Genomic DNA, 18,048 nt, shown 5'->3' with positions numbered 1-18,048 from the left:
ACCCGGAATCCATTGTACAGCATATCTTGCGGATGGATGGATTCCGGGTTCGCGCTATGCGCGCCCCGGAATGACGGGGGTGCCTACACCCGCCCCAAAATCCCTTCCTCGATCGCCTTGATCTGGAGCGCGAGATATTTCGAGTTGATCCGGCACTGCGCGAGGCTGCCGGCGATGAACCACAGACCGGGCTGTGCGGTGCGCGCATACATGTTGCGCAGCTCCAGACCGTCGCCGAAGCCCCAGACCGGGCCGACGCGGTCGGCGATGCCGTCGCCGAACAGCTTTCGCACCAGATATTCCTGCGGCTTGTAGCCGGTGGAGAGCACGATGAGATCCGCCGTGATGGTGGTGCCGTCCTTCATCTGCGCGCCGTCGGCCGTGAAGCCCTCGATGTCGGAAAACTGTTTCAGCCCGATCTTGCCCTCGACGATCAGGTTGGAGCAGCCGACGTTGAAATAATAGCCGCCGCCGCGGGTGAGGTATTTGAACTGCCAGCCGGTGCCGGCCTCGCCGAAATCGAGCTTGAAGCCGACGCGGGCGAGGCCGTCGAGCAGCTCCTTGTCGAGCTCCTTCGACTGCTCCGTCAGCATCACATGCGTTTTCTTCGCCAGCGGCGTCGGCATCGAGGTCGCGATCAGATCATTGTCCTCCAGCGTGCCCTCGTTGTAGGTCGCATAGGCGAGCTGCGCGGACGGCTCGATATTGGTGACCAGCGTCGGCGAGCGCTGCACCAGCGTCACCTCGGCCCCGCTGGAGCAAAGGTCCTGCGCGATGTCGTGGCCGCTGTTACCGGTGCCGATGACGATGGCGCGCTTGCCCTGCCAGTTCTCGCCGTCCTCGTAGCGGCTCGAATGCAGCAGCGTGCCCTTGAAATTGTCGAGGGTCGGAATGTCAGGCACGTTGGCGATGCCGCTGACGCCGGTCCCCATCACCACATGGCGCGGATGCATGGTGCGCTTGCTGCCGTCGGCGCGTCGCAGCGTGACCGTCCAGTGGCCCCTGGCCTCGTCATAGGCGCCGCCCTCGAACTCGGTGCCCGTCCAGAAGTTCAGCTCCATGGCGTCGACATAGGCTTCGAACCAGTTGGCGAGCTTGTCCTTGGGGATATAGGTCGGCCAGTTCGGCGGGAACGGCATGTAGGGCATGTGATTGACCTGTACCTGGTTGTGCAGGGTGAGCGCATGGTAGCGCTTGCGCCAATTGTCGCCGATCCGGGCCTCGCGATCGACGATCAGCGTGTCGATCTTCAGTTGCTTCAGCCGCGCCGCGATGGCAAGCCCGGCCTGGCCGCCGCCAACCACGAGCACGGTGGGATCGTGATCGGCATAGTCGCGTGAGGCGTTGCGCAGATCGAGCCAGTTCGGACCGCGGAAGTCGCGCGAATAGGCCTGGCCGCGCGGCCGCGATGTGCCGAGCTGTTCCTCGAACCCCCTGAGCTCGTCGAGCGCGGTGAGGAGTGTCCACGCCTTCAGCCGATCGCCGTCGGCAGGATCGGGCACGAGCCGCACGATGCCGCTGCCGCGTCCCGTCGCGGTTTCGAAGTCAAAGATGGCTTCGATGGTGTTGGTGCCGGCGCGCGTCACCCAGCGTGGCGGTGCGCGGTTGGGGGCGATCTTGAAGCTGGTTGGCGCTGCCTTTGGTGCGAATAGGGTCAGCGCTTGTGCGACCTCCTCGCGGCCGGCAAGCGTCTGCAGGTTCCAGCTCAGCGCCAGCACATCGCGCCAGAAGCATTCGGCCACGAACAGGCGGTCGAGCGCGGCTCGATCGGGCTTGCCAAGCGTTCGCTCGAACGCGTCGAGCCAGGCTTGCGCGGAGATGGCAATATCTTTCGTCTTGTCCAGCATGCGCGACCTCGTGCCGTCTTCGCGGCGTTTCCTCTCGAGCATGATCCGGAAAAGTGGGCTGCGGTTTGCCGAAGAGATCATGCTCATATTATATGAGCTCGAACGCTATACCGGTTCTCCGGCCGCCAAAAGCGCTTTACCCGAGCAGCGAGAGCATGTGGCCCTGCTCAGGCGGAATGCGCTGGTGTTACGCCGACAGCACGCCCTCGCGTTTCTTCACCGCGCGATAATAGCTCCACCACAGATGCGCGGCCGCGCCGCGCAGGGGGCGCCAGGGTTCGGCCAGCGGCGCCATCTGCTTTTCCGTCGGCCGCGCCTGCAGGCCGAGGCCAATCTTGATTCCCTCCTGCACCGCGAGATCGCCGGCCGGCCAGGCGTCGCCATGGCCGAGACAGAACAACAGATAGACGTCCGCGGTCCACGGCCCGATGCCGGGCAGCGCGATCAGCGTGTGATGCGCCGCGTCGGCGTCTTCCTCGGCAAGCACCTCGAGATTCAGCCGCTCCGCGGTGATCTCGCGCGCGAGATGTTTCAGCGTCTTGATCTTGGCGGCGGACAGGCCGAGCCGTCCCAGACGGTCGGTACGGGCGCGGCGCACCGCGTCATGATCGAACGGATCGAAGGCGGCGGACAACCGTCCCCAGATCGCCGCGGCGCTGGCCGTGGAGAGCTGCTGCCCGCAGACGATATGGGCAAGCCCGGCGAACCCCGGCTCACGCCGCCGCAACGCCGGCATGCCCGCGATGTCCAGCACGGGCTTGAGGCGCGGATCGCGCTTGACCAGCGCCTGCACGGCCTCTTCGAGATCGGACTGGGTTTCGAGGTGGATGGTCATCGCGTCTCACTCGTCGTGCGCGGGCTTGACCCGTTCTTGAATATCCTACTCCGTCATTCCGGGGCGAGCATCGCCCCGGAATGACAAATGTGGCCGGGACAGGCCCGGCCATGACGAGATCTGTCGCATGGCGCCACCCGTTTTCCGATTTGCCCCCAGCCCCAACGGCCACCTGCATCTCGGCCACGCCTATTCGGCTCTGCTGAACTTCGACCGCGCGCGCGAGACCGGCGGACGGCTATTGCTGCGGATCGAGGACATCGATGCGGCGCGCTGCCGGCCCGAATATGAGACAGCGATCGAAGAGGACCTCGCCTGGCTCGGCATGGCCTGGGAGACGCCGGTCCGCCGCCAGTCCGAGCATCTGTCCGACTATCGCGCCGCGCTGGAAAAGCTGTCCGCGCTCGGCCTCGTCTATCCCGCCTTCGAAAGCCGCGCCGAGATCGCAAGGCTGGTGGCCGCGCGCGAGGCCGACGGGGCGTGGCCCCGCGATCCCGACGGCGCGCCGCTGTATCCCGGCGACGCCAAATCGCTGCCGGCCGACGAACGGACGAGGTTGATCGAGACCGGCGCGCCTTATGCACTGCGGCTCGACATGACGGCCGCCTGCAGCCGCGTCGCCGGGTTGACCTGGAATGAGCTGGGCGAGGGGCCCGATGGCGAGCGCGGCACCGTTCCCGCGCGGCCTGAGGCCTGGGGCGACGTGATCCTCGCCCGTAAGGAGACGCCGACCAGCTATCACCTGTCCGTGGTCGTCGATGACGCCCTCCAGGGGATCAGTGAGGTGGTGCGGGGGCAGGACCTGTTTCACGCCACCGCGGTGCACCGTCTGCTGCAAACCCTGCTCGGTTTGCCGGAGCCGGCCTACCGCCACCACCTCCTGATTCGGGACGGCGAGGGGCGGAAGTTGTCGAAATCGAGCCTCTCGACCGGCCTGCGGGAGTTGCGCAACGCCGGCGTATCGCCGGACAGGATCCGCCGGTTGGTGGGATTAGACTAAGTTTCTCTGGGGGTTAGCGAAACGCCGCCGTGACTCCAGGGGTTCCGCCGTGCCATGCTTGCCTGACGGCCCGGGGTTCGAAGGGGATACTTCGAAGGGGAGTTATGGCGGCGAAAACGCGCGCAGCGCGCACTACGCGGACGTCCAGGCGAGTGGTTCGGAAGCGGTCCGGGCCAGCCGCGAAGGTGCGCAAGCGCAGCCCCAAGGCGGTCACGCCGGACGTGGTCCAGGCGGCGCTTGCCGCCTTTGCCCATGAGGTCCGTACCCCACTGACCGGAATTCTGGCGATCAGCGACCTGCTCGCAACCTCCGATCTTGGCGAGCGGGAGCGGCGCTGGGCCGACACCATCAAGGCCGGCGCCGAGCATCTGGCGAGCCTCGCCACCCTGTTCGTCGATGCCGCCAGAACCGGCAAGGGCAAGGGCGGCGGCACGCTGCGGCAGGATTTGTTCGACCTGCGGACGCTGGCGCGCAGCGCGGGCGATTCGCTGGCCGGCCGTGCCGCGGCCAAGGGCCTCCAGTCCCAGGTCGATATCTCCGAAAAGCTGCCGGGGCTGGTGGTCGGCGATCCCGTCCGCCTGCGCGCCGCGCTCGAGAACCTGATCGACAATGCCGTGAAATTCACCGAGCACGGCGGCGTGGCGCTCGCGGTCGCGCCTTGGCGTCCCGCCAAGGGTAAGCCCAAGGCGAAGGGCAGGGCAAAGGGTGAGGCAAAACAGAGGAGCAAAGTCGGCGTCGCCTTCTCGGTCTCCGACAGCGGCATTGGCCTCGCCATGGCCGAGATCAAGCGGCTGTTCCGCCCGTTCACCCAGGCCAATGTCACCATCGCCTCGCGCTTCGGCGGCGCCGGCCTCGGGCTGTCCTCGGTGAAGCAATTGGCGCGCGCCATGGGCGGCGACATCGCGGTTGCGCCGCGGCGCGGCGGCGGTGCCACCTTCACATTGACGGTGTCTCTTGATGCGACGGGATCGGGCAGATCCCGCAAGTCGAAGGACGAAGCCGATGTGGATGCAATGGCCGCAATGCGCGTGCTCAGCGTCGAGGACAATCCGTTCGGCCGCGTCGTGCTCAACACCATCCTGACCGAGCTCGGCCATCATGCCGAGTTCATCGGGCGCGGCGAGGACGCGGTGAACCGGCTCGCCAAAGGCGCGTTCGACGCGGTGCTGATGGACATGGTGCTGCCGGGCATCGACGGGGTCGAGGCGATCAGGCGGATCCGCACCATGGCGCCTCCGCTGGCTCAGATCCCCATCATCGGCGTGTCCGGCCGTGGCGAGGACGAGGCGGCCTCGCGCCAGGCGGGCGCCGACGCCTTCCTGGTCAAGCCTGTGTCTCCGAGGGCTTTAGCGACTGCGCTGCTTGAAGCGAGACGCCGTGAGGAAGCCGCGACTTGATGATCGCGGCGTTGAGCTCGCCGCCGTAAACGAAGATCGCGGCGATGAAATACAGGAACACCAGCGCGATGATCACCGATGCGAGCCCCGCATACATCGTCACGTAGTTGTTGGCGAAGCGCGCCAGATATTGTCCGAACACGATGCCCGAGATCAGCGACGCCACGATGGTGAAGACGATGCCGGGCAGGATCTGGAGCAGGCCGCGCCGTCCGGCCGGCAGCCAGGCGTGCAGGATCAGCAGCGCCACCACCAGCGCGCCGACGGTGATGCCGTAGCGCAGCCAGGTCAGGATGCTCTCGTTGGATTCGACGAACAGCGGAATGTAACGTCGCGCCGCCTCGATGAAGAGCGGGCCGAGCACGATCAGGAACGCCATGGCGAGCGCTGTGAAGGCCGCGACCAGCGTGTAGCCGATCGATTCCAGCCGCAACCAGTACCAGCGCCGCATCTCCACCACCGCATAGGCGCGGTTGAGCGCGACCCTGAGCGCCTCGACGCCGTTGGAGGCGAAGTAGACTGACAGCACCGCGCCGATTGTCAGCACGCCGGAGCGGGTCGTGGTCAGGACGTCGTGCACCTCGCCCGAGATCGAATCGGAAACCTGCTTGGGCCAGATCTGGAGCATCAGGCTGGCGGCCTGATCGGCGAGTTCCTTGGAGCCGAAGAAACCAGCGAGCGAGGTCAGCACGATCAGGAACGGAAACAGCGCCATCAGCGTCGACAGCGCGATATGGCTCGCGATCGCCCAGCCGTCGTCGGCCAGGAACGTGTAGAAGGCATCCTCCACGACGACGTAGATGGTGCGGATGGCTTTCACGTGGCACCTACACCGCTTCTTCCTCTCCCCGCGCGTGGAGAGAGGTGAGGTGAGCAGGCGATTGGCGCAAATCGGAAGTCATTCCGCTACCATCTGATATTATTGGCCTAAAAGCCAGATCGCGAAGCGCCCCGCAGTCATTCCGGGCTCGATACGCCGGGCTTTGCTTCGCTCGGTCCCGCCGCATCGCCCCGGAATGACGGGGTGGGGAGATAGCGCATCTGCGCACACGGTGTTATCACCCCCCGATGGCATCTCTCTTGAGTACTTTCATCCTGCCGGTAGCAGCCGGCGCCGTGGCGGTGGTGCTGCTGCTCGGTCTCGTCAACATGATGCGTGGCGGCTCGCCCAACACCTCGCAGAAGCTGATGCGCTGGCGCGTGCTGCTGCAGTTCGTGGCGATCGTCGTCGCCATGCTCGCAGTCTGGGCGATGGGGCGCTAACATGGTCACGCTCAACCGCATCTATACGAAGACCGGTGACGACGGTACGACGGCGCTCGGAACCGGCGAGCGGCGTCCGAAATACGATCTGCGCATCGCGGCCTACGGCACGGTCGACGAGACCAATGCTGCGATCGGGGTGGTGCGGCTCCACACCCATGATGCGCCCGAGTTCGACGCGATGCTCGGCCGCATCCAGAACGATCTGTTCGATCTCGGCGCCGATCTCGCAGTTCCCGAACGCGAGGGCAAAGCCGAACGGCTTCGGGTGGTCTCAAGCCAGGTCGAGCGGCTCGAGCGCGACATCGACGCGCTCAACGACAAGCTCGCGCCGCTGACCTCCTTCGTGCTGCCGGGCGGCACGCCTGCCGCCGCCTACCTCCACGTCGCCCGCACGATTTGCCGCAGGGCGGAACGGGTGATGGTGGAACTGGCGGCCCGGGCCGGCGAGCCCGTCGGGACGGCTGGCATCCATTATATGAACCGCCTGTCGGACTTCCTGTTCGTGGCCAGCCGAGCCGCTAACCATAACGGTGCCGGTGACGTGCTTTGGGTTCCCGGTCAGAATCGCTGACCCCAGGATCGCTGCCCATTCAGCAGCGCATTTCTAGGGTCTAAAATTTGGCCCCTTCGCGCGTTGACCGGGCCGGATCAGGCCTTTAGGTTCCGCGCCAGTTGATAACCCCCCTCCCAAATTGAGTGAAAGAGGATCGATGAAGGTCTTGGTGCCGGTAAAGCGGGTGGTCGATTACAACGTCAAGGTCCGCGTCAAGAGCGATGGATCGGGCGTTGAACTCGCCAACGTCAAAATGTCCATGAACCCGTTCGACGAAATCGCGGTCGAGGAAGCGCTGCGCCTGAAGGAAGCCGGCAAGGCGACCGAAGTCGTGGTGGTCTCCATCGGACCTGCACAGGCGTCGGAGACGATACGCACCGGTCTTGCCATGGGCGCCGATCGCGGCATCCTGGTGAAGGCCGAGGGCATCGTCGAGCCGCTCGCTGTCGCCAAGATCCTGAAGAAGGTCGCGGAAGAAGAGCAGCCGGGCCTGATCATTCTCGGCAAGCAGGCGATCGACGACGACAGCAATCAGACCGGCCAGATGCTGGCTGCGCTGCTGGGCTGGTCGCAGGCGACATTCGCCTCGAAGCTCGAAGTCGAAGGCTCCGACTTCAAGGTCACCCGCGAAGTCGACGGCGGCCTGCAGACGGTGAAGCTGAAGGGACCAGCGATCGTCACCACGGATCTCCGTCTCAACGAGCCGCGTTATGCCTCGCTGCCCAACATCATGAAGGCCAAGAAGAAGCCGATCGCGGACAAGACCGTTGCCGACTACGGCGTCGACGTCACCGCGCGCCTCGAAGTTCTGAAGACGGCTGAGCCCGCGGGCCGCAAGGCCGGCGTCAAGGTCAAGGACGTCGCCGAGCTGGTGTCGAAGCTCAAGAACGAAGCCGGGGTGCTCTGATGACGACGTTGCTGATTGCTGAACACGAACACGAGGTCCTCAAGGACTCCACCAACAAGGCGCTGACTGCGGCCTCGCAGCTCGGCGGCGATGTCCACGTGCTGGTCGCCGGCGGCGGGCAGGGCACCAAGGCTGCGGCCGATGCGGCCGCCAAGCTCGCGGGCGTCGCCAAGGTGTTGGTCGCCGAAGGCGAGCCCTATGCGCACGATCTCGCCGAGCCGCTGGCCGCGCTGATCGTCTCGCTGGCCCCGTCCTATGACGCGATCGTCGCGCCCGCGACCTCGCGCTTCAAGAACGTGATGCCGCGCGTCGCCGCCCTGCTCGACGTCATGCAGGTCTCGGAGATCATCAAGGTGGTCGCGCCCGATACCTATGAGCGTCCGATCTATGCCGGCAACGCCATCCAGACGGTGAAGTCGAAGGACGCCAAGAAGGTCATCACGGTCCGCACCTCGACCTTCGCCGCAACCGGTGAAGGCGGCAGCGCCGCCGTCGAGAGCGTGGCGGCTGCGGCCGATCCGGGCCTGTCGTCTTTCGTCGGCGAGGAAGTCGCCAAGAGCGACCGTCCCGAGCTGACCTCGGCCAAGATCATCGTCTCCGGTGGCCGTGCCATGCAGAGCCGCGAGAACTTCGCCAAATACATCGAGCCGCTCGCCGACAAGCTCGGCGCCGGCGTCGGTGCCTCGCGCGCGGCGGTGGACGCCGGCTATGCGCCGAACGACTGGCAGGTCGGCCAGACCGGCAAGGTCGTCGCCCCCGAGCTCTACGTCGCGGTCGGCATTTCCGGCGCGATCCAGCATCTGGCCGGCATGAAGGACTCCAAGGTGATCGTCGCGATCAACAAGGACGAGGACGCGCCGATCTTCCAGGTCGCCGATTACGGCCTGGTCGCCGACCTCTATCAGGCGGTTCCTGAGCTCACCGACGCGCTCGCCAAGCTCGGCAAGTAAAAACGCGATAAAAACACCGGCCGGAGTGCTACACTCCGGCCGGTGTTTCTTTTTCGAGGCGTTTTCTTTGGCGTGGGGCACGCCGGGGAAGCGATCCAATCTAGGTTTCGAGCCAAGGTTCTGGTTAAATCGGACCTCCCGGCTCGGGGAATTAAGCAGGCGCGATATGCGCGCCGTTCCGGTGGATGACATTATGGCGGCAGTGATCAAGAAGGTCGGCGTGATCGGCGCGGGTCAGATGGGCAACGGCATCGCGCATGTCGCGGCGCTGGCCGGCTTCGACGTGGTGCTGAACGACATCTCGGCCGACCGCCTCAAATCCGGCATGGCCACCATCAATGGCAATCTGGCGCGCCAGGTCTCCAAGAAGGGCGTCACTGAGGACGACAAGGTCAAGGCGATGGCGCGCATCTCGCTGGCCGAGAAGCTCGACGACCTCGCCGACTGCGATCTCGTGATCGAGACCGCGGTCGAGAAGGAAGAGGTCAAGCGCAAGATCTTCCACGAGCTCTGCGCGGTGCTGAAGCCGGAAGCGATCGTCGCTTCCGACACGTCGTCGATCTCGATCACGCGGCTGGCCGCCGCCACCGACCGGCCCGAGCGTTTCATCGGCATTCACTTCATGAATCCGGTGCCGCTGATGGAGCTGGTCGAGTTGATCCGCGGCATCGCCACCGACGATTCGACCTTCGAGGCGTCCAAGGAATTCGTTGCCAAGCTCGGCAAGCAGGTCGCGGTCTCCGAGGATTTCCCGGCCTTCATCGTCAACCGCATCCTGCTGCCGATGATCAACGAGGCGATCTACACGCTGTACGAAGGCGTCGGCAACGTCGAGGCGATCGACGCGGCGATGAAGCTTGGCGCGCATCATCCGATGGGTCCGCTGGAGCTGGCCGATTTCATCGGCCTCGATACCTGTCTGTCGATCATGCAGGTGCTGCACGAGGGCCTGGCCGACTCCAAATACCGCCCGTGCCCGCTGCTGGTGAAGTACGTCGAGGCGGGTTGGCTCGGCCGCAAAACCCAGCGCGGATTCTACGATTACCGCGGCGCCAAGCCGGTTCCGACGCGGTAAGGTGGCGGTGCCGTAGGGTGGGTTAGCGCAGCGTAACCCACCACTTCTGTATCTGCGGATGTGAACAGTGGTGGGTTACGCCTTCGGCTAACCCACACTACAGCATCCGCGTCGTGACAATTCATGTCGCGTTAACCCATCGCCCCTAGGCTCTCGCCCGGTACGAGGGTTTGCGTAATGGACATGATGGCGATGGTCAGCACCATGCTGGCCGCTCAGCAAGGCGCGGTGCAGTCGAATATTTCGGCGACGCTGATGAAGCAGAACGCGGATGCGGAGAAATCCACCGTCCTGACGCTGCTCGGCGCCGGTCAGCCCTCGCTCGCCAATGTCGGCGCCGGCGTCGGCGGAAATCTCAACGTCACGGCCTAAAGCGATGCGGCGGCCTTGCTCGTCGCGGCCCGGAGCAGCTTGAGCGCATCCTCGCTTGCCCATTCCGCCGGCCCCGCGATCGTCGCGATCTCGCAGCCTTGCGGGTCGACCAGCACCGAGGTCGGCATGCCCAAGGCCCGGCCTATGGCCTTAAGATCCTGGAAAACCTTGGCTTTCTGGTCGTTGAAATAGCCGAGCCGGGTCAGATTGGCCTCTTTCAGGAAGGTTTTGGGCTTTTCGGGGTCGCGGGTGTCGATATTGATCGCCACCACCTCGAAATTCGGCCCCGACAGTTTGCCCTGGAGCTCGTCCAGCGCCGGCATCTCCTTGCGGCACGGCACGCACCAGGTGGCCCAGAGGTTTACCAGCAGCGTCTTGCCGCGGAAATCGGACAGCTTTTTCGGCTTGCCTTCGGCATCCTCGAAAGTGAGGTCCGGCAGCTTCAAGGGCGCGCTCGCCATGGTCAGGGCGGCCAGTTCGCCATGAGCGAGCGGAGCGATCCTCGAGGCCGTGGCTACCGCCGGCTTGCAGGCCGGATCGCCTGAGGGCGCCCGGCCCAGGCCCAGCCCGTACAGCGCGGCGAAGCCGGCCAGCCCCCCGATCGCCACGGTGGCGATGACGAGGGGGATCCGGCGCGTGGCGGAGGGCTTCGGGTCGAGCATATCGTTTGTCATCCGGTCGCAGATATGGCTATCAGGGGCCTCTTAGTACGGCTGGCTCCGGCCAGCAAACGTGACGAGCGGCAGGCAAGGCGTGAGCAGGGGATCATGAGCAACAAGATGTGGGGCGGCCGGTTCTCGGAACGCCCCGATGAGATCATGGAAGAGATCAACGTCTCCATCGACGTCGATCGTCACCTCTTTGCCCAGGACATTGCAGCATCCAAGGCCCACGCCGCGATGCTGGCCAGCCAGGGCATCATCACGGCTTCTGATGCGAAAAATATCGGCAAGGGTCTAGACACGATTCTGTCAGAGATCGGCTCGGGCGGCTTCACCTTCAACCGCGCGCTCGAAGACATCCATATGAACGTCGAGAGCCGCCTGTCGGAGCTGATCGGCCCCGCCGCCGGCCGCCTGCACACCGCGCGCTCGCGCAACGACCAGGTCGCGACCGATTTCCGTCTCTATGTCCGCGATATCCTCGACGAGACCGATGCCGCCCTCGCCACGTTCCAGGCGGCGCTGGTCAACCGCGCGCTCGAGCATGCCGCGACCGTCATGCCCGGCTTCACGCATCTGCAGACCGCGCAGCCCGTGACGTTCGGCCATCATCTGCTCGCCTATGTCGAGATGGCCGCGCGCGACCGTGGCCGCTTCCAGGATGCGCGCAAGCGGCTCAATGAATCCCCGCTCGGCGCCGCCGCGCTCGCCGGCACCTCGTTCCCGATCGATCGTCACGCCACCGCCAAGGCGCTCGGCTTCGACCGCCCGATGGCGAATTCGCTGGATGCGGTCTCCGACCGCGACTTCGTGCTGGAGACGCTGTCGGCGGCCTCGATCTGCGCCGTGCACATGTCGCGCTTTGCCGAGGAGATCGTGATCTGGACCTCGCCGCTGGTCGGCCTGATCCGGCTCAGTGACAAGTTCACCACCGGTTCCTCGATCATGCCGCAGAAGCGTAATCCGGATGCTGCTGAGCTCGTGCGCGCCAAGACCGGCCGCGTCATCGGCGCGCTCAACGGGCTGCTGATCGTGATGAAGGGCCTGCCGCTCGCCTATCAAAAGGATATGCAGGAGGACAAGCAGGGCGCGATGGAAGGCTTCGCCGCGCTATCGCTGGCCATTCGCGCCATGACCGGCATGGTCCGCGACCTCGTGCCGGATGAGCCGAGGATGAAGGCGGCGGCGGGCGAGGGCTACGCCACCGCGACCGATCTCGCCGACTGGCTGGTGCGGACGCTGAAGATGCCGTTCCGCGACGCCCACCACGTCACCGGCCGCATCGTGGCCAAGGCCGCCGAGAGCGGCGTGGCGCTGCATGAGCTACCGCTCAAGGAGATGCAGGCGATCGAGCCGAAGATCACCAAGGACGTGCTCGGCGTGCTCTCGGTCGAATCGTCGGTGAAGAGCCGGACCAGCTTTGGCGGCACCGCGCCGAAGAACGTGGCGGCCCAGGCCAAGGCCTGGGCGAAGCGGCTGGAAAAAGAGCGAAAATTGGGCTGAGGGCAAAATTTCGCTTATGTTTCATGGTCATCCGGCTCTCGCCAGAGCGCGCCAATCTCTGTATGGTGCGCCCCGCGTAGTGGGGATTTCGTCGTGACGTCAAAGTTTCGCCCGGCCGGCTCGGGGTGGGCCATCATTGTCTTGAGCCTGACGGCGCTCGCGCTTGCCGGCTGCGGCCGCAAGGGCCCGCTGGATCTGCCGCCGACCGCGTCCAGCGCGTCCACGGCCAATATCGCAGCTCCGACCGACACCGAGACCGAAGCCCAGAAGACGCCGAGCGTGTTCAATCCCACCTACGGTGCGGATGCAGCGCCTGCTGCGACCAAGGGCAAGAAAAAGCCGTTCATTCTCGACCCGCTCCTGGACGAAAGACCCAGCCGATAGGCTGGAGCAACTGAGCCAACGCCATGAACCATTTCGACTATCGCAACGGCGTGCTGCACGCCGAGGCGGTGAACCTGTCCGAGCTGGCCGCAGCCGTCGGCACGCCGTTCTATTGCTATTCGACCGCGACGCTGGAGCGCCATTACCGCGTTTTCACCGACGCTTTCGCCGGCGAGAAGGTGCTGGTCTGCTACGCCATGAAGGCGAACTCCAACCAGTCGGTGCTGCGCACGCTGGCGAAACTTGGCGCCGGCGCCGACGTCGTCTCCGGCGGTGAATTGAAGCGCGCGCTGGCCGCCGGCATCCCCGCCAGCAAGATCCTGTTCTCCGGCGTTGGCAAGACGGAGGAGGAGCTTCGCGCTGCGCTGGCCGCCGACATCCTCTGCCTCAACGTCGAATCCGAGCCCGAGCTCGAGCTGTTGTCGCGGCTTGCGACCGAGATGGGCAAGACCGCGCGCATCTCGTTGCGCGTCAACCCGGACGTCGATGCCGGCACGCACGCCAAGATCTCGACCGGAAAATCCGAGAACAAGTTCGGTATCCCGATCGTGCATGCCCGCGAGGTCTATGCGCGCGCCGCGAAGCTGCCGGGCATCGAGGTGACGGGCACCGACGTGCATATCGGCAGCCAGATCACCGACCTCACCAGCATGGAGACCGCGTTCCGCATCCTTGCTGAATTCGTGCAGACGCTGCGTGCCGACGGTCACGACATCAGCCACGTCGATTTCGGCGGCGGCCTCGGCATTCCCTATTACATGGACCGCGAGGCGCCGCCGGCGCCCGACGTCTATGCCGCCATGGTCAAGCGTGTCAGCCACAATCTCGGCTGCACGCTGATGTTCGAGCCGGGCCGCATGATCGTCGGCAATGCCGGCATCCTCGTCGCCAAGGTGATCTATGTGAAGCACGGCGACGGCAAGAACTTCGTCATCATCGACGCAGCGATGAACGATCTGATCCGGCCGACGCTGTACGAGGCCCATCACGACATCCTGCCGGTGACGCAAGCTGCGAAGGGCGCGGCTACGATGGTGGCCGACGTCGTCGGCCCTGTCTGCGAGACCGGCGACTATCTCGCATTGGACCGCACCCTGCCGACGCCGAAGCCCGGCGATCTCATCGCCATCATGACCGCGGGCGCCTATGGCGCTGTGCAGGCAGGCACCTACAACACGCGGCCGCTGGTGCCCGAGGTGCTGGTGAAGGGCGACCAATACGCCGTGGTGCGCCCGCGCATCGAGGTCGAGCAACTCATCGCGATGGATAAGCCGGCGCCGTGGTTGTGAGGGGCTGAAAGGCCGCGCAACAATCTCGGTGTCGTCCCCGCGTACGCGGGGACCCATAACCACAGGGAGGAGTTGTGACGCGGATCCGGTAACTCCGAGTCTTCGCCAAACTTCTCCCTGTGGCTATGGATCCCGGGCTCGCGCTTCGCGCGCCCCGGGATGACGAGAGGTGTGTGGGATGGCTACTTCCCTGTCACTCCACCCTTTGCACCACCAACCACAACCCCCGCCTTCTTCTCGATCGGCTTGATCGCCGCGGTGAAATCGGAATCGGCACCTTCCGCGCTGATGATCGTCTCCCACAGCCGCCCGACCGCGTCCGCGACCTCCATCGACAGGCCGAGCGACTTCATCTCCTCCAGCGCGAGGCGCACGTCCTTCACCATCAATCCCGTGGCGAAACCGAAGTCGAAAGTTCGCGGCAGCACAGAGCGCGGAAACTTGTCGCGGCTGGCGGTGTTCATGCCCGAGCCGGCGTTGATGACGTCGATCATCACGGCAGGATCGAGCCCGGCCTTGACGCCCATCACCACCGCTTCCGAGGTCGCCACCATCGCGGTGGCGGACAGGAAATTGTTGGCGAGCTTCATGGTCTGCGCCGCGCCCGGCTTCTCGCCGATGAAGAACACCTTTCCGATCACGTCGAGCGCGGGCTTGAGCAGCTCGAACTCCACTTTCGGTCCTGACACCATCACCGCCAGCGTGCCCTTCTCGGCGCCGCCGACGCCGCCGGAGACGGGGCAGTCGATCTGCACGATGTTGCGCTTTGCCAGAAGGCCGTGAATCTTCGTCGCCATCGTCGAGCCGACGGTGGACAGATCGATGAAGCGCTTGGCGCGGCTCCCCTCGATCACGCCGTTCGCCCCCGTGGCGACCTCGAGCGAAGCCTGCAGCGAGGGCAGGCTCGCCATCACGGTCTCGACCTGGTCGGCGACGTCCTTCGGCGATGTCGCAGCAGTCGCGCCGCGGGCCACGAGCTTGTCCGTGACCTCCTTGCGCGTGTCGAACACGACGAGCTTGTGGCCTGCCTCGATGAGCCGCCGTGCCATCGGGAAACCCATGTTTCCGAGGCCGATGAATCCGATGTCCATGGTGTTTCCTTGTGTTGGTTGCTTTGTTGTTATGAAGATGTGCGCTCCTCCCTCGGTGTCGTCCCGGACAAGCGCGCCCAAAGCGCGCGCAGATCCGGGACCCATACCCCCAGGGAGAAGTCGTTGCGCGAAGGCGGTCAATCCGAGTCCTGCTAACCACGTCGTCCTGTGGTTATGGATCCCGGGCTCGCGCTTCGCGCGCCCCGGGATGACGGAGGAGAGAGACCGGCCTCCTCACGCCTTGCCGTCGATCTCCGCGAACACCTCACGCGCGATGCGGAAGCTGTCGACCGCGGCCGGCATGCCGCCATAGATCGCGACCTGCATCAGGATTTCGCGGATTTCGTCGCGGCTGACGCCGTTGGTGAGCGCGCCCTTCAGATGCGCGCGAAACTCGTGCTGGCGGTTGAGGATCGCGATCATGGCGACGTTGAGCATGCTGCGGGTCTTGCGCGGCAACTCCTCGCGGCCCCACACCGTGCCCCAGCAATATTCGTTGAGCATCTCCTGGAACGGACGGTTGAAGTCGTCGACGTTCTTCAGGGCGTTGTTGACATAGGCCTCGCCCAGCACCGCTCTGCGGACTTCCAGGCCCTTGTCGTGCATCTTCTTGTCCATGGCGTTCCCTCTGTCTCCCTTGGATGGCGGCGCGGAAAGTACGGGGTTGCGGCGGGCCAGTCACGTCCTCGTGTTATGCGGGAAAAGGGGGCTCTCCCGTACCGGAACGGATGCCTCAGTGCTGCCGTTGTGGTACGCTTCTCTCCCGGGCAACCTGGAGAGTTGATTGAACGGCGTCACACCCGACCCGTCAGACCCGATCCGCGATGGCGACGCTCTGTCGCGGCTGAAGCTGGCGCAGGCCCTGCAACGGGCTACTTATGCCATCGCGTGGGAGCGTGCTTGGCCGCATCTGGCTCGGCTGTTGACGGTTGTCGGCCTGTTCCTGGTGGTGTCATGGGCCGGTCTGTGGCTGGCGCTGCCGTCGGTCGTCCGGGCCATTGGTCTCGTCCTCTTTGCCGGCATCGCAATTGCCGCCCTTGCTCCCCTGATTCGTTTCCGATGGCCGGCTCGCGAAGAGGCTCTGGCCCGGCTCGACCGCGGCTCCGGCATCCGGCACCGCCCGGCGACGACGCTCACGGACACGCTGACCTCGCAGGACCCGATCGCGCGGGCGCTGTGGCAGGCGCAGCGCGAGCGCACGCTGGCCTCGCTCAAGCGTATCCGTGCCGGTCTGCCGCATCCGCGCCTTGCCTTGCATGATCCCTGGGCGCTGCGGGCGCTGGTCATGGTGATGCTGGTCGCGACCTTCTTCGCCGCCGGCAGCGAGCGCGCGATGCGGCTCGGGGCCGCGTTCGACTGGAACGGCGTGCTGGCACCGACCAACGTCCGCGTCGATGCTTGGGTCAGCCCGCCGCTCTACACCGGCAAGCCGCCGATCATACTGTCCGCCGCCAACAAGGAAGCCGCGGCGCTGCCCGCCAGCGGTCCGCTCGCGGTGCCCGCCGGCTCGACCCTGATCGTGCGCTCGTCGGGCGGCAGTCTGGACGTCGCCATCTCCGGCGGCCTCAAGGAGGTCGTGCCCACCGAGGCCGCGCCGAAGGGCACCAACGAGAAGCATTTCACCATCGCGGGCGACGGCAGCGCGCATGTCCGCGCGCCCTCGGGCCAGCCGCAATGGGCCTTCACGGCGATGCCAGACCGCGCGCCGACGATCGCGCTCGCCAAGGATCCCGAACGTCAGGCCTATGGCGCGTTGCAGCTCTCCTACAAGATCGAGGACGATTACGGCGTCACCGGCGCCGCCGCGCAGATCGTTCCGCGCGCCGCCGACGGCACGGAAGGGGCCAAGGACGCGACCAGGGATACCGACGGCAAGGCCGCGCGGCCGCTATACCAGCCGCCGCAATTCCCGCTGACGCTGCCCAATGCGCGGACCCGCAACGGCGTCGGCCAGACGGTGAAGGACCTCAGCGAGGATCCCTATTCCGGCGCGGACGTTACGTTGACGCTCACCGCCAAGGACGAGGCCGGCAACGAAGCGAAGAGTGAACCCTTCAACATGCGCCTGCCGGGGCGGCTGTTCACCAAGCCGCTGGCCCGCGCGCTGATCGAGCAGCGCCGCATCCTCGCGCTCGACGCCAACAGGAATTCCGACGTCTACACCGCGCTCGACGCGCTGATGATCGCGCCCGAGATGTTCACACCGGAAGCCGGCCAGTATCTCGGCCTCCACAGCGTCGCGCGCCAGCTCGAGGCGGCGCGCACCGACGATTCCCTGCGCGAGGTCGTGGCGAGCCTGTGGGCGCTGGCGGTGACGATCGAGGACGGCAACATCAGCGACGTCGCCAAGGCGCTGCGCGCGGCGCAGGATGCGCTCAAGCAGGCGCTTCAGCGCGGCGCCAGCGACGAAGAGCTCAAGAAGCTCATGGACAATCTGCGGACCGCGCTGGACAATTACATGCGCCAGTATGCGCAGCAGATGCGCAACAATCCGCTGGCACGGCCGGCCGTCGGCCTCGACGACCAGATGAAGCGGATCGAGCGGCTGATCCAGCGCGGCAACCGCGACGCGGCTGCGCGCGAGCTGGACCGGCTGGCGCGTTTGCTGGAGCGGCCCCCGGGGCCGCCCAGCGCCGAACAGCGCGAGATGGACGAGATCGCGCGCGAGCTCAACGATCTGCTCCGCGAGCAGAACGCGCTTCGGGACGAAACCGACCGCCAGAGCAAGGACGCCAAGCGCGGTCCGCGTACCAAGCCTCTGCCGCCCAAGGTCGCGGAGATCCTGCGCAAATCGAGGGAACTGCGGCAGAAGACCCGTGGCGCCACCAGCGATCAGCTGCAGGATCTGGCAAAGCAGCAGGAAGCCTTGCGTGAAGAGCTCAAGACCTGGCGTGAATCCCAGGGGAGCAGATAGCTC

General features: G+C 65.6%; 18 protein-coding genes. 12 read left to right on the top strand and 6 right to left on the bottom strand.

Features of this window, described 5'->3' with window-relative positions; translation table 11 throughout:
• Positions 1-83: 83 nt before the first annotated feature.
• Both F8237_RS11485 and F8237_RS11480 read right to left on the bottom strand, forming a co-directional pair.
• Entirely contained in the window at positions 84-1,847 is a 1,764-nt protein-coding gene (locus F8237_RS11485) for an NAD(P)/FAD-dependent oxidoreductase (RefSeq protein WP_151644706.1), read from the bottom strand.
• Positions 1,848-2,034: 187 nt separating this feature from the next.
• On the bottom strand, positions 2,035-2,682 hold the full coding sequence (locus F8237_RS11480) for a DNA-3-methyladenine glycosylase family protein (protein ID WP_151644704.1): 648 nt from the start codon (positions 2,680-2,682) through the stop codon (positions 2,035-2,037).
• Positions 2,683-2,809: 127 nt separating this feature from the next.
• On the opposite strand from F8237_RS11480, the gene gluQRS reads away from it, so the two are divergent.
• Positions 2,810-3,682 (top strand): tRNA glutamyl-Q(34) synthetase GluQRS, encoded by an 873-nt coding sequence (gene gluQRS / locus F8237_RS11475; protein ID WP_151644702.1) that lies wholly within the window; start codon positions 2,810-2,812, stop codon positions 3,680-3,682.
• Between the two features lie 104 nt (positions 3,683-3,786).
• Positions 3,787-5,079, top strand: coding sequence for an ATP-binding protein (locus F8237_RS11470; protein WP_151644700.1), 1,293 nt, complete (start codon positions 3,787-3,789; stop codon positions 5,077-5,079).
• Here the strand turns inward: F8237_RS11470 and F8237_RS11465 are convergent.
• Entirely contained in the window at positions 5,006-5,899 is an 894-nt protein-coding gene (locus F8237_RS11465; protein WP_151644698.1) for a YihY/virulence factor BrkB family protein, read from the bottom strand. The genes F8237_RS11470 and F8237_RS11465 overlap by 74 nt on opposite strands.
• Positions 5,900-6,147: 248 nt before the next feature.
• On the opposite strand from F8237_RS11465, the gene F8237_RS11460 reads away from it, so the two are divergent.
• From F8237_RS11460 to F8237_RS11435, 6 genes are all read left to right on the top strand, one after another.
• The gene (locus F8237_RS11460) at positions 6,148-6,342 is read left to right on the top strand and encodes a twin transmembrane helix small protein (RefSeq protein ID WP_015688858.1); all 195 of its coding nucleotides are present in this window, start codon (positions 6,148-6,150) and stop codon (positions 6,340-6,342) included.
• Position 6,343: 1 nt separating this feature from the next.
• A complete protein-coding gene (locus F8237_RS11455) occupies positions 6,344-6,916 on the top strand; it encodes a cob(I)yrinic acid a,c-diamide adenosyltransferase (RefSeq protein WP_151644696.1) in 573 nt (190 codons plus the stop codon).
• A 139-nt stretch (positions 6,917-7,055) separates the two neighbouring features.
• On the top strand, positions 7,056-7,805 hold the full coding sequence (locus F8237_RS11450) for an electron transfer flavoprotein subunit beta/FixA family protein (RefSeq protein WP_151644694.1): 750 nt from the start codon (positions 7,056-7,058) through the stop codon (positions 7,803-7,805).
• The gene (locus F8237_RS11445; protein ID WP_151644692.1) at positions 7,805-8,755 is read left to right on the top strand and encodes an electron transfer flavoprotein subunit alpha/FixB family protein; all 951 of its coding nucleotides are present in this window, start codon (positions 7,805-7,807) and stop codon (positions 8,753-8,755) included. The genes F8237_RS11450 and F8237_RS11445 overlap by 1 nt, the downstream gene beginning before the upstream one ends.
• 193 nt (positions 8,756-8,948) lie before the next feature.
• Entirely contained in the window at positions 8,949-9,830 is an 882-nt protein-coding gene (locus F8237_RS11440) for a 3-hydroxybutyryl-CoA dehydrogenase (protein WP_151644690.1), read from the top strand.
• A gap of 177 nt (positions 9,831-10,007) precedes the next feature.
• Positions 10,008-10,202, top strand: a complete 195-nt coding sequence (locus tag F8237_RS11435) for a hypothetical protein (RefSeq protein WP_151644688.1) — start codon at positions 10,008-10,010, stop codon at positions 10,200-10,202.
• Here F8237_RS11435 and tlpA read toward each other — a convergent pair.
• Positions 10,199-10,864, bottom strand: a complete 666-nt coding sequence (gene tlpA / locus F8237_RS11430) for a thiol:disulfide interchange protein TlpA (RefSeq protein WP_151644686.1) — start codon at positions 10,862-10,864, stop codon at positions 10,199-10,201. The two genes, F8237_RS11435 and tlpA, sit on opposite strands and share 4 nt — an antisense overlap.
• A gap of 105 nt (positions 10,865-10,969) precedes the next feature.
• Here tlpA and argH point away from each other — a divergent pair, with 105 nt between their 5' ends.
• From argH to lysA, 3 genes are all read left to right on the top strand, one after another.
• Complete coding sequence (argH, locus tag F8237_RS11425; protein WP_151644684.1) at positions 10,970-12,367, top strand: argininosuccinate lyase; 1,398 nt, start codon at positions 10,970-10,972, stop codon at positions 12,365-12,367.
• 93 nt (positions 12,368-12,460) lie between these two features.
• On the top strand, positions 12,461-12,751 hold the full coding sequence (gene lptM, locus F8237_RS11420; protein ID WP_151644682.1) for an LPS translocon maturation chaperone LptM: 291 nt from the start codon (positions 12,461-12,463) through the stop codon (positions 12,749-12,751).
• A gap of 23 nt (positions 12,752-12,774) precedes the next feature.
• Complete coding sequence (lysA, locus tag F8237_RS11415; protein WP_151644680.1) at positions 12,775-14,040, top strand: diaminopimelate decarboxylase; 1,266 nt, start codon at positions 12,775-12,777, stop codon at positions 14,038-14,040.
• Positions 14,041-14,222: 182 nt separating this feature from the next.
• Here lysA and F8237_RS11410 read toward each other — a convergent pair whose 3' ends face one another.
• Both F8237_RS11410 and F8237_RS11405 read right to left on the bottom strand, forming a co-directional pair.
• Positions 14,223-15,131, bottom strand: a complete 909-nt coding sequence (locus F8237_RS11410; RefSeq protein WP_151644679.1) for an NAD(P)-dependent oxidoreductase — start codon at positions 15,129-15,131, stop codon at positions 14,223-14,225.
• Positions 15,132-15,365: 234 nt separating this feature from the next.
• The gene (locus F8237_RS11405; protein WP_151644676.1) at positions 15,366-15,749 is read right to left on the bottom strand and encodes a carboxymuconolactone decarboxylase family protein; all 384 of its coding nucleotides are present in this window, start codon (positions 15,747-15,749) and stop codon (positions 15,366-15,368) included.
• A 166-nt stretch (positions 15,750-15,915) separates the two neighbouring features.
• On the opposite strand from F8237_RS11405, the gene F8237_RS11400 reads away from it, so the two are divergent.
• Positions 15,916-18,045: a TIGR02302 family protein gene (locus F8237_RS11400; RefSeq protein ID WP_151644674.1), complete on the top strand. Its 2,130-nt coding sequence runs from the start codon at positions 15,916-15,918 to the stop codon at positions 18,043-18,045.
• Positions 18,046-18,048 lie beyond the last annotated feature (3 nt).

Origin of the sequence: Bradyrhizobium betae (genome assembly GCF_008932115.1) — a bacterium.
In the GTDB taxonomy this organism is placed as follows: domain Bacteria; phylum Pseudomonadota; class Alphaproteobacteria; order Rhizobiales; family Xanthobacteraceae; genus Bradyrhizobium; species Bradyrhizobium betae.
Note: the sequence above shows the minus strand (reverse complement) of the source record. Positions and strands in the feature narration are given on the sequence as shown.

What these genes read in the sequence shown, in the direction of transcription:
- F8237_RS11485 (WP_151644706.1), bottom strand. Translation starts at nt 1,847, where the DNA reads ATGCTGGACAAGACGAAAGATATTGCCATCTCCGCGCAAGCCTGGCTC.
- F8237_RS11480 (WP_151644704.1), bottom strand. Translation starts at nt 2,682, where the DNA reads ATGACCATCCACCTCGAAACCCAGTCCGATCTCGAAGAGGCCGTGCAG.
- gluQRS (WP_151644702.1), top strand. Translation starts at nt 2,810, where the DNA reads ATGGCGCCACCCGTTTTCCGATTTGCCCCCAGCCCCAACGGCCACCTG.
- F8237_RS11470 (WP_151644700.1), top strand. Translation starts at nt 3,787, where the DNA reads ATGGCGGCGAAAACGCGCGCAGCGCGCACTACGCGGACGTCCAGGCGA.
- F8237_RS11460 (WP_015688858.1), top strand. Translation starts at nt 6,148, where the DNA reads ATGGCATCTCTCTTGAGTACTTTCATCCTGCCGGTAGCAGCCGGCGCC.
- F8237_RS11455 (WP_151644696.1), top strand. Translation starts at nt 6,344, where the DNA reads ATGGTCACGCTCAACCGCATCTATACGAAGACCGGTGACGACGGTACG.
- F8237_RS11450 (WP_151644694.1), top strand. Translation starts at nt 7,056, where the DNA reads ATGAAGGTCTTGGTGCCGGTAAAGCGGGTGGTCGATTACAACGTCAAG.
- F8237_RS11445 (WP_151644692.1), top strand. Translation starts at nt 7,805, where the DNA reads ATGACGACGTTGCTGATTGCTGAACACGAACACGAGGTCCTCAAGGAC.
- F8237_RS11440 (WP_151644690.1), top strand. Translation starts at nt 8,949, where the DNA reads ATGGCGGCAGTGATCAAGAAGGTCGGCGTGATCGGCGCGGGTCAGATG.
- F8237_RS11435 (WP_151644688.1), top strand. Translation starts at nt 10,008, where the DNA reads ATGGACATGATGGCGATGGTCAGCACCATGCTGGCCGCTCAGCAAGGC.
- tlpA (WP_151644686.1), bottom strand. Translation starts at nt 10,864, where the DNA reads ATGCTCGACCCGAAGCCCTCCGCCACGCGCCGGATCCCCCTCGTCATC.
- argH (WP_151644684.1), top strand. Translation starts at nt 10,970, where the DNA reads ATGAGCAACAAGATGTGGGGCGGCCGGTTCTCGGAACGCCCCGATGAG.
- lysA (WP_151644680.1), top strand. Translation starts at nt 12,775, where the DNA reads ATGAACCATTTCGACTATCGCAACGGCGTGCTGCACGCCGAGGCGGTG.
- F8237_RS11410 (WP_151644679.1), bottom strand. Translation starts at nt 15,131, where the DNA reads ATGGACATCGGATTCATCGGCCTCGGAAACATGGGTTTCCCGATGGCA.
- F8237_RS11405 (WP_151644676.1), bottom strand. Translation starts at nt 15,749, where the DNA reads ATGGACAAGAAGATGCACGACAAGGGCCTGGAAGTCCGCAGAGCGGTG.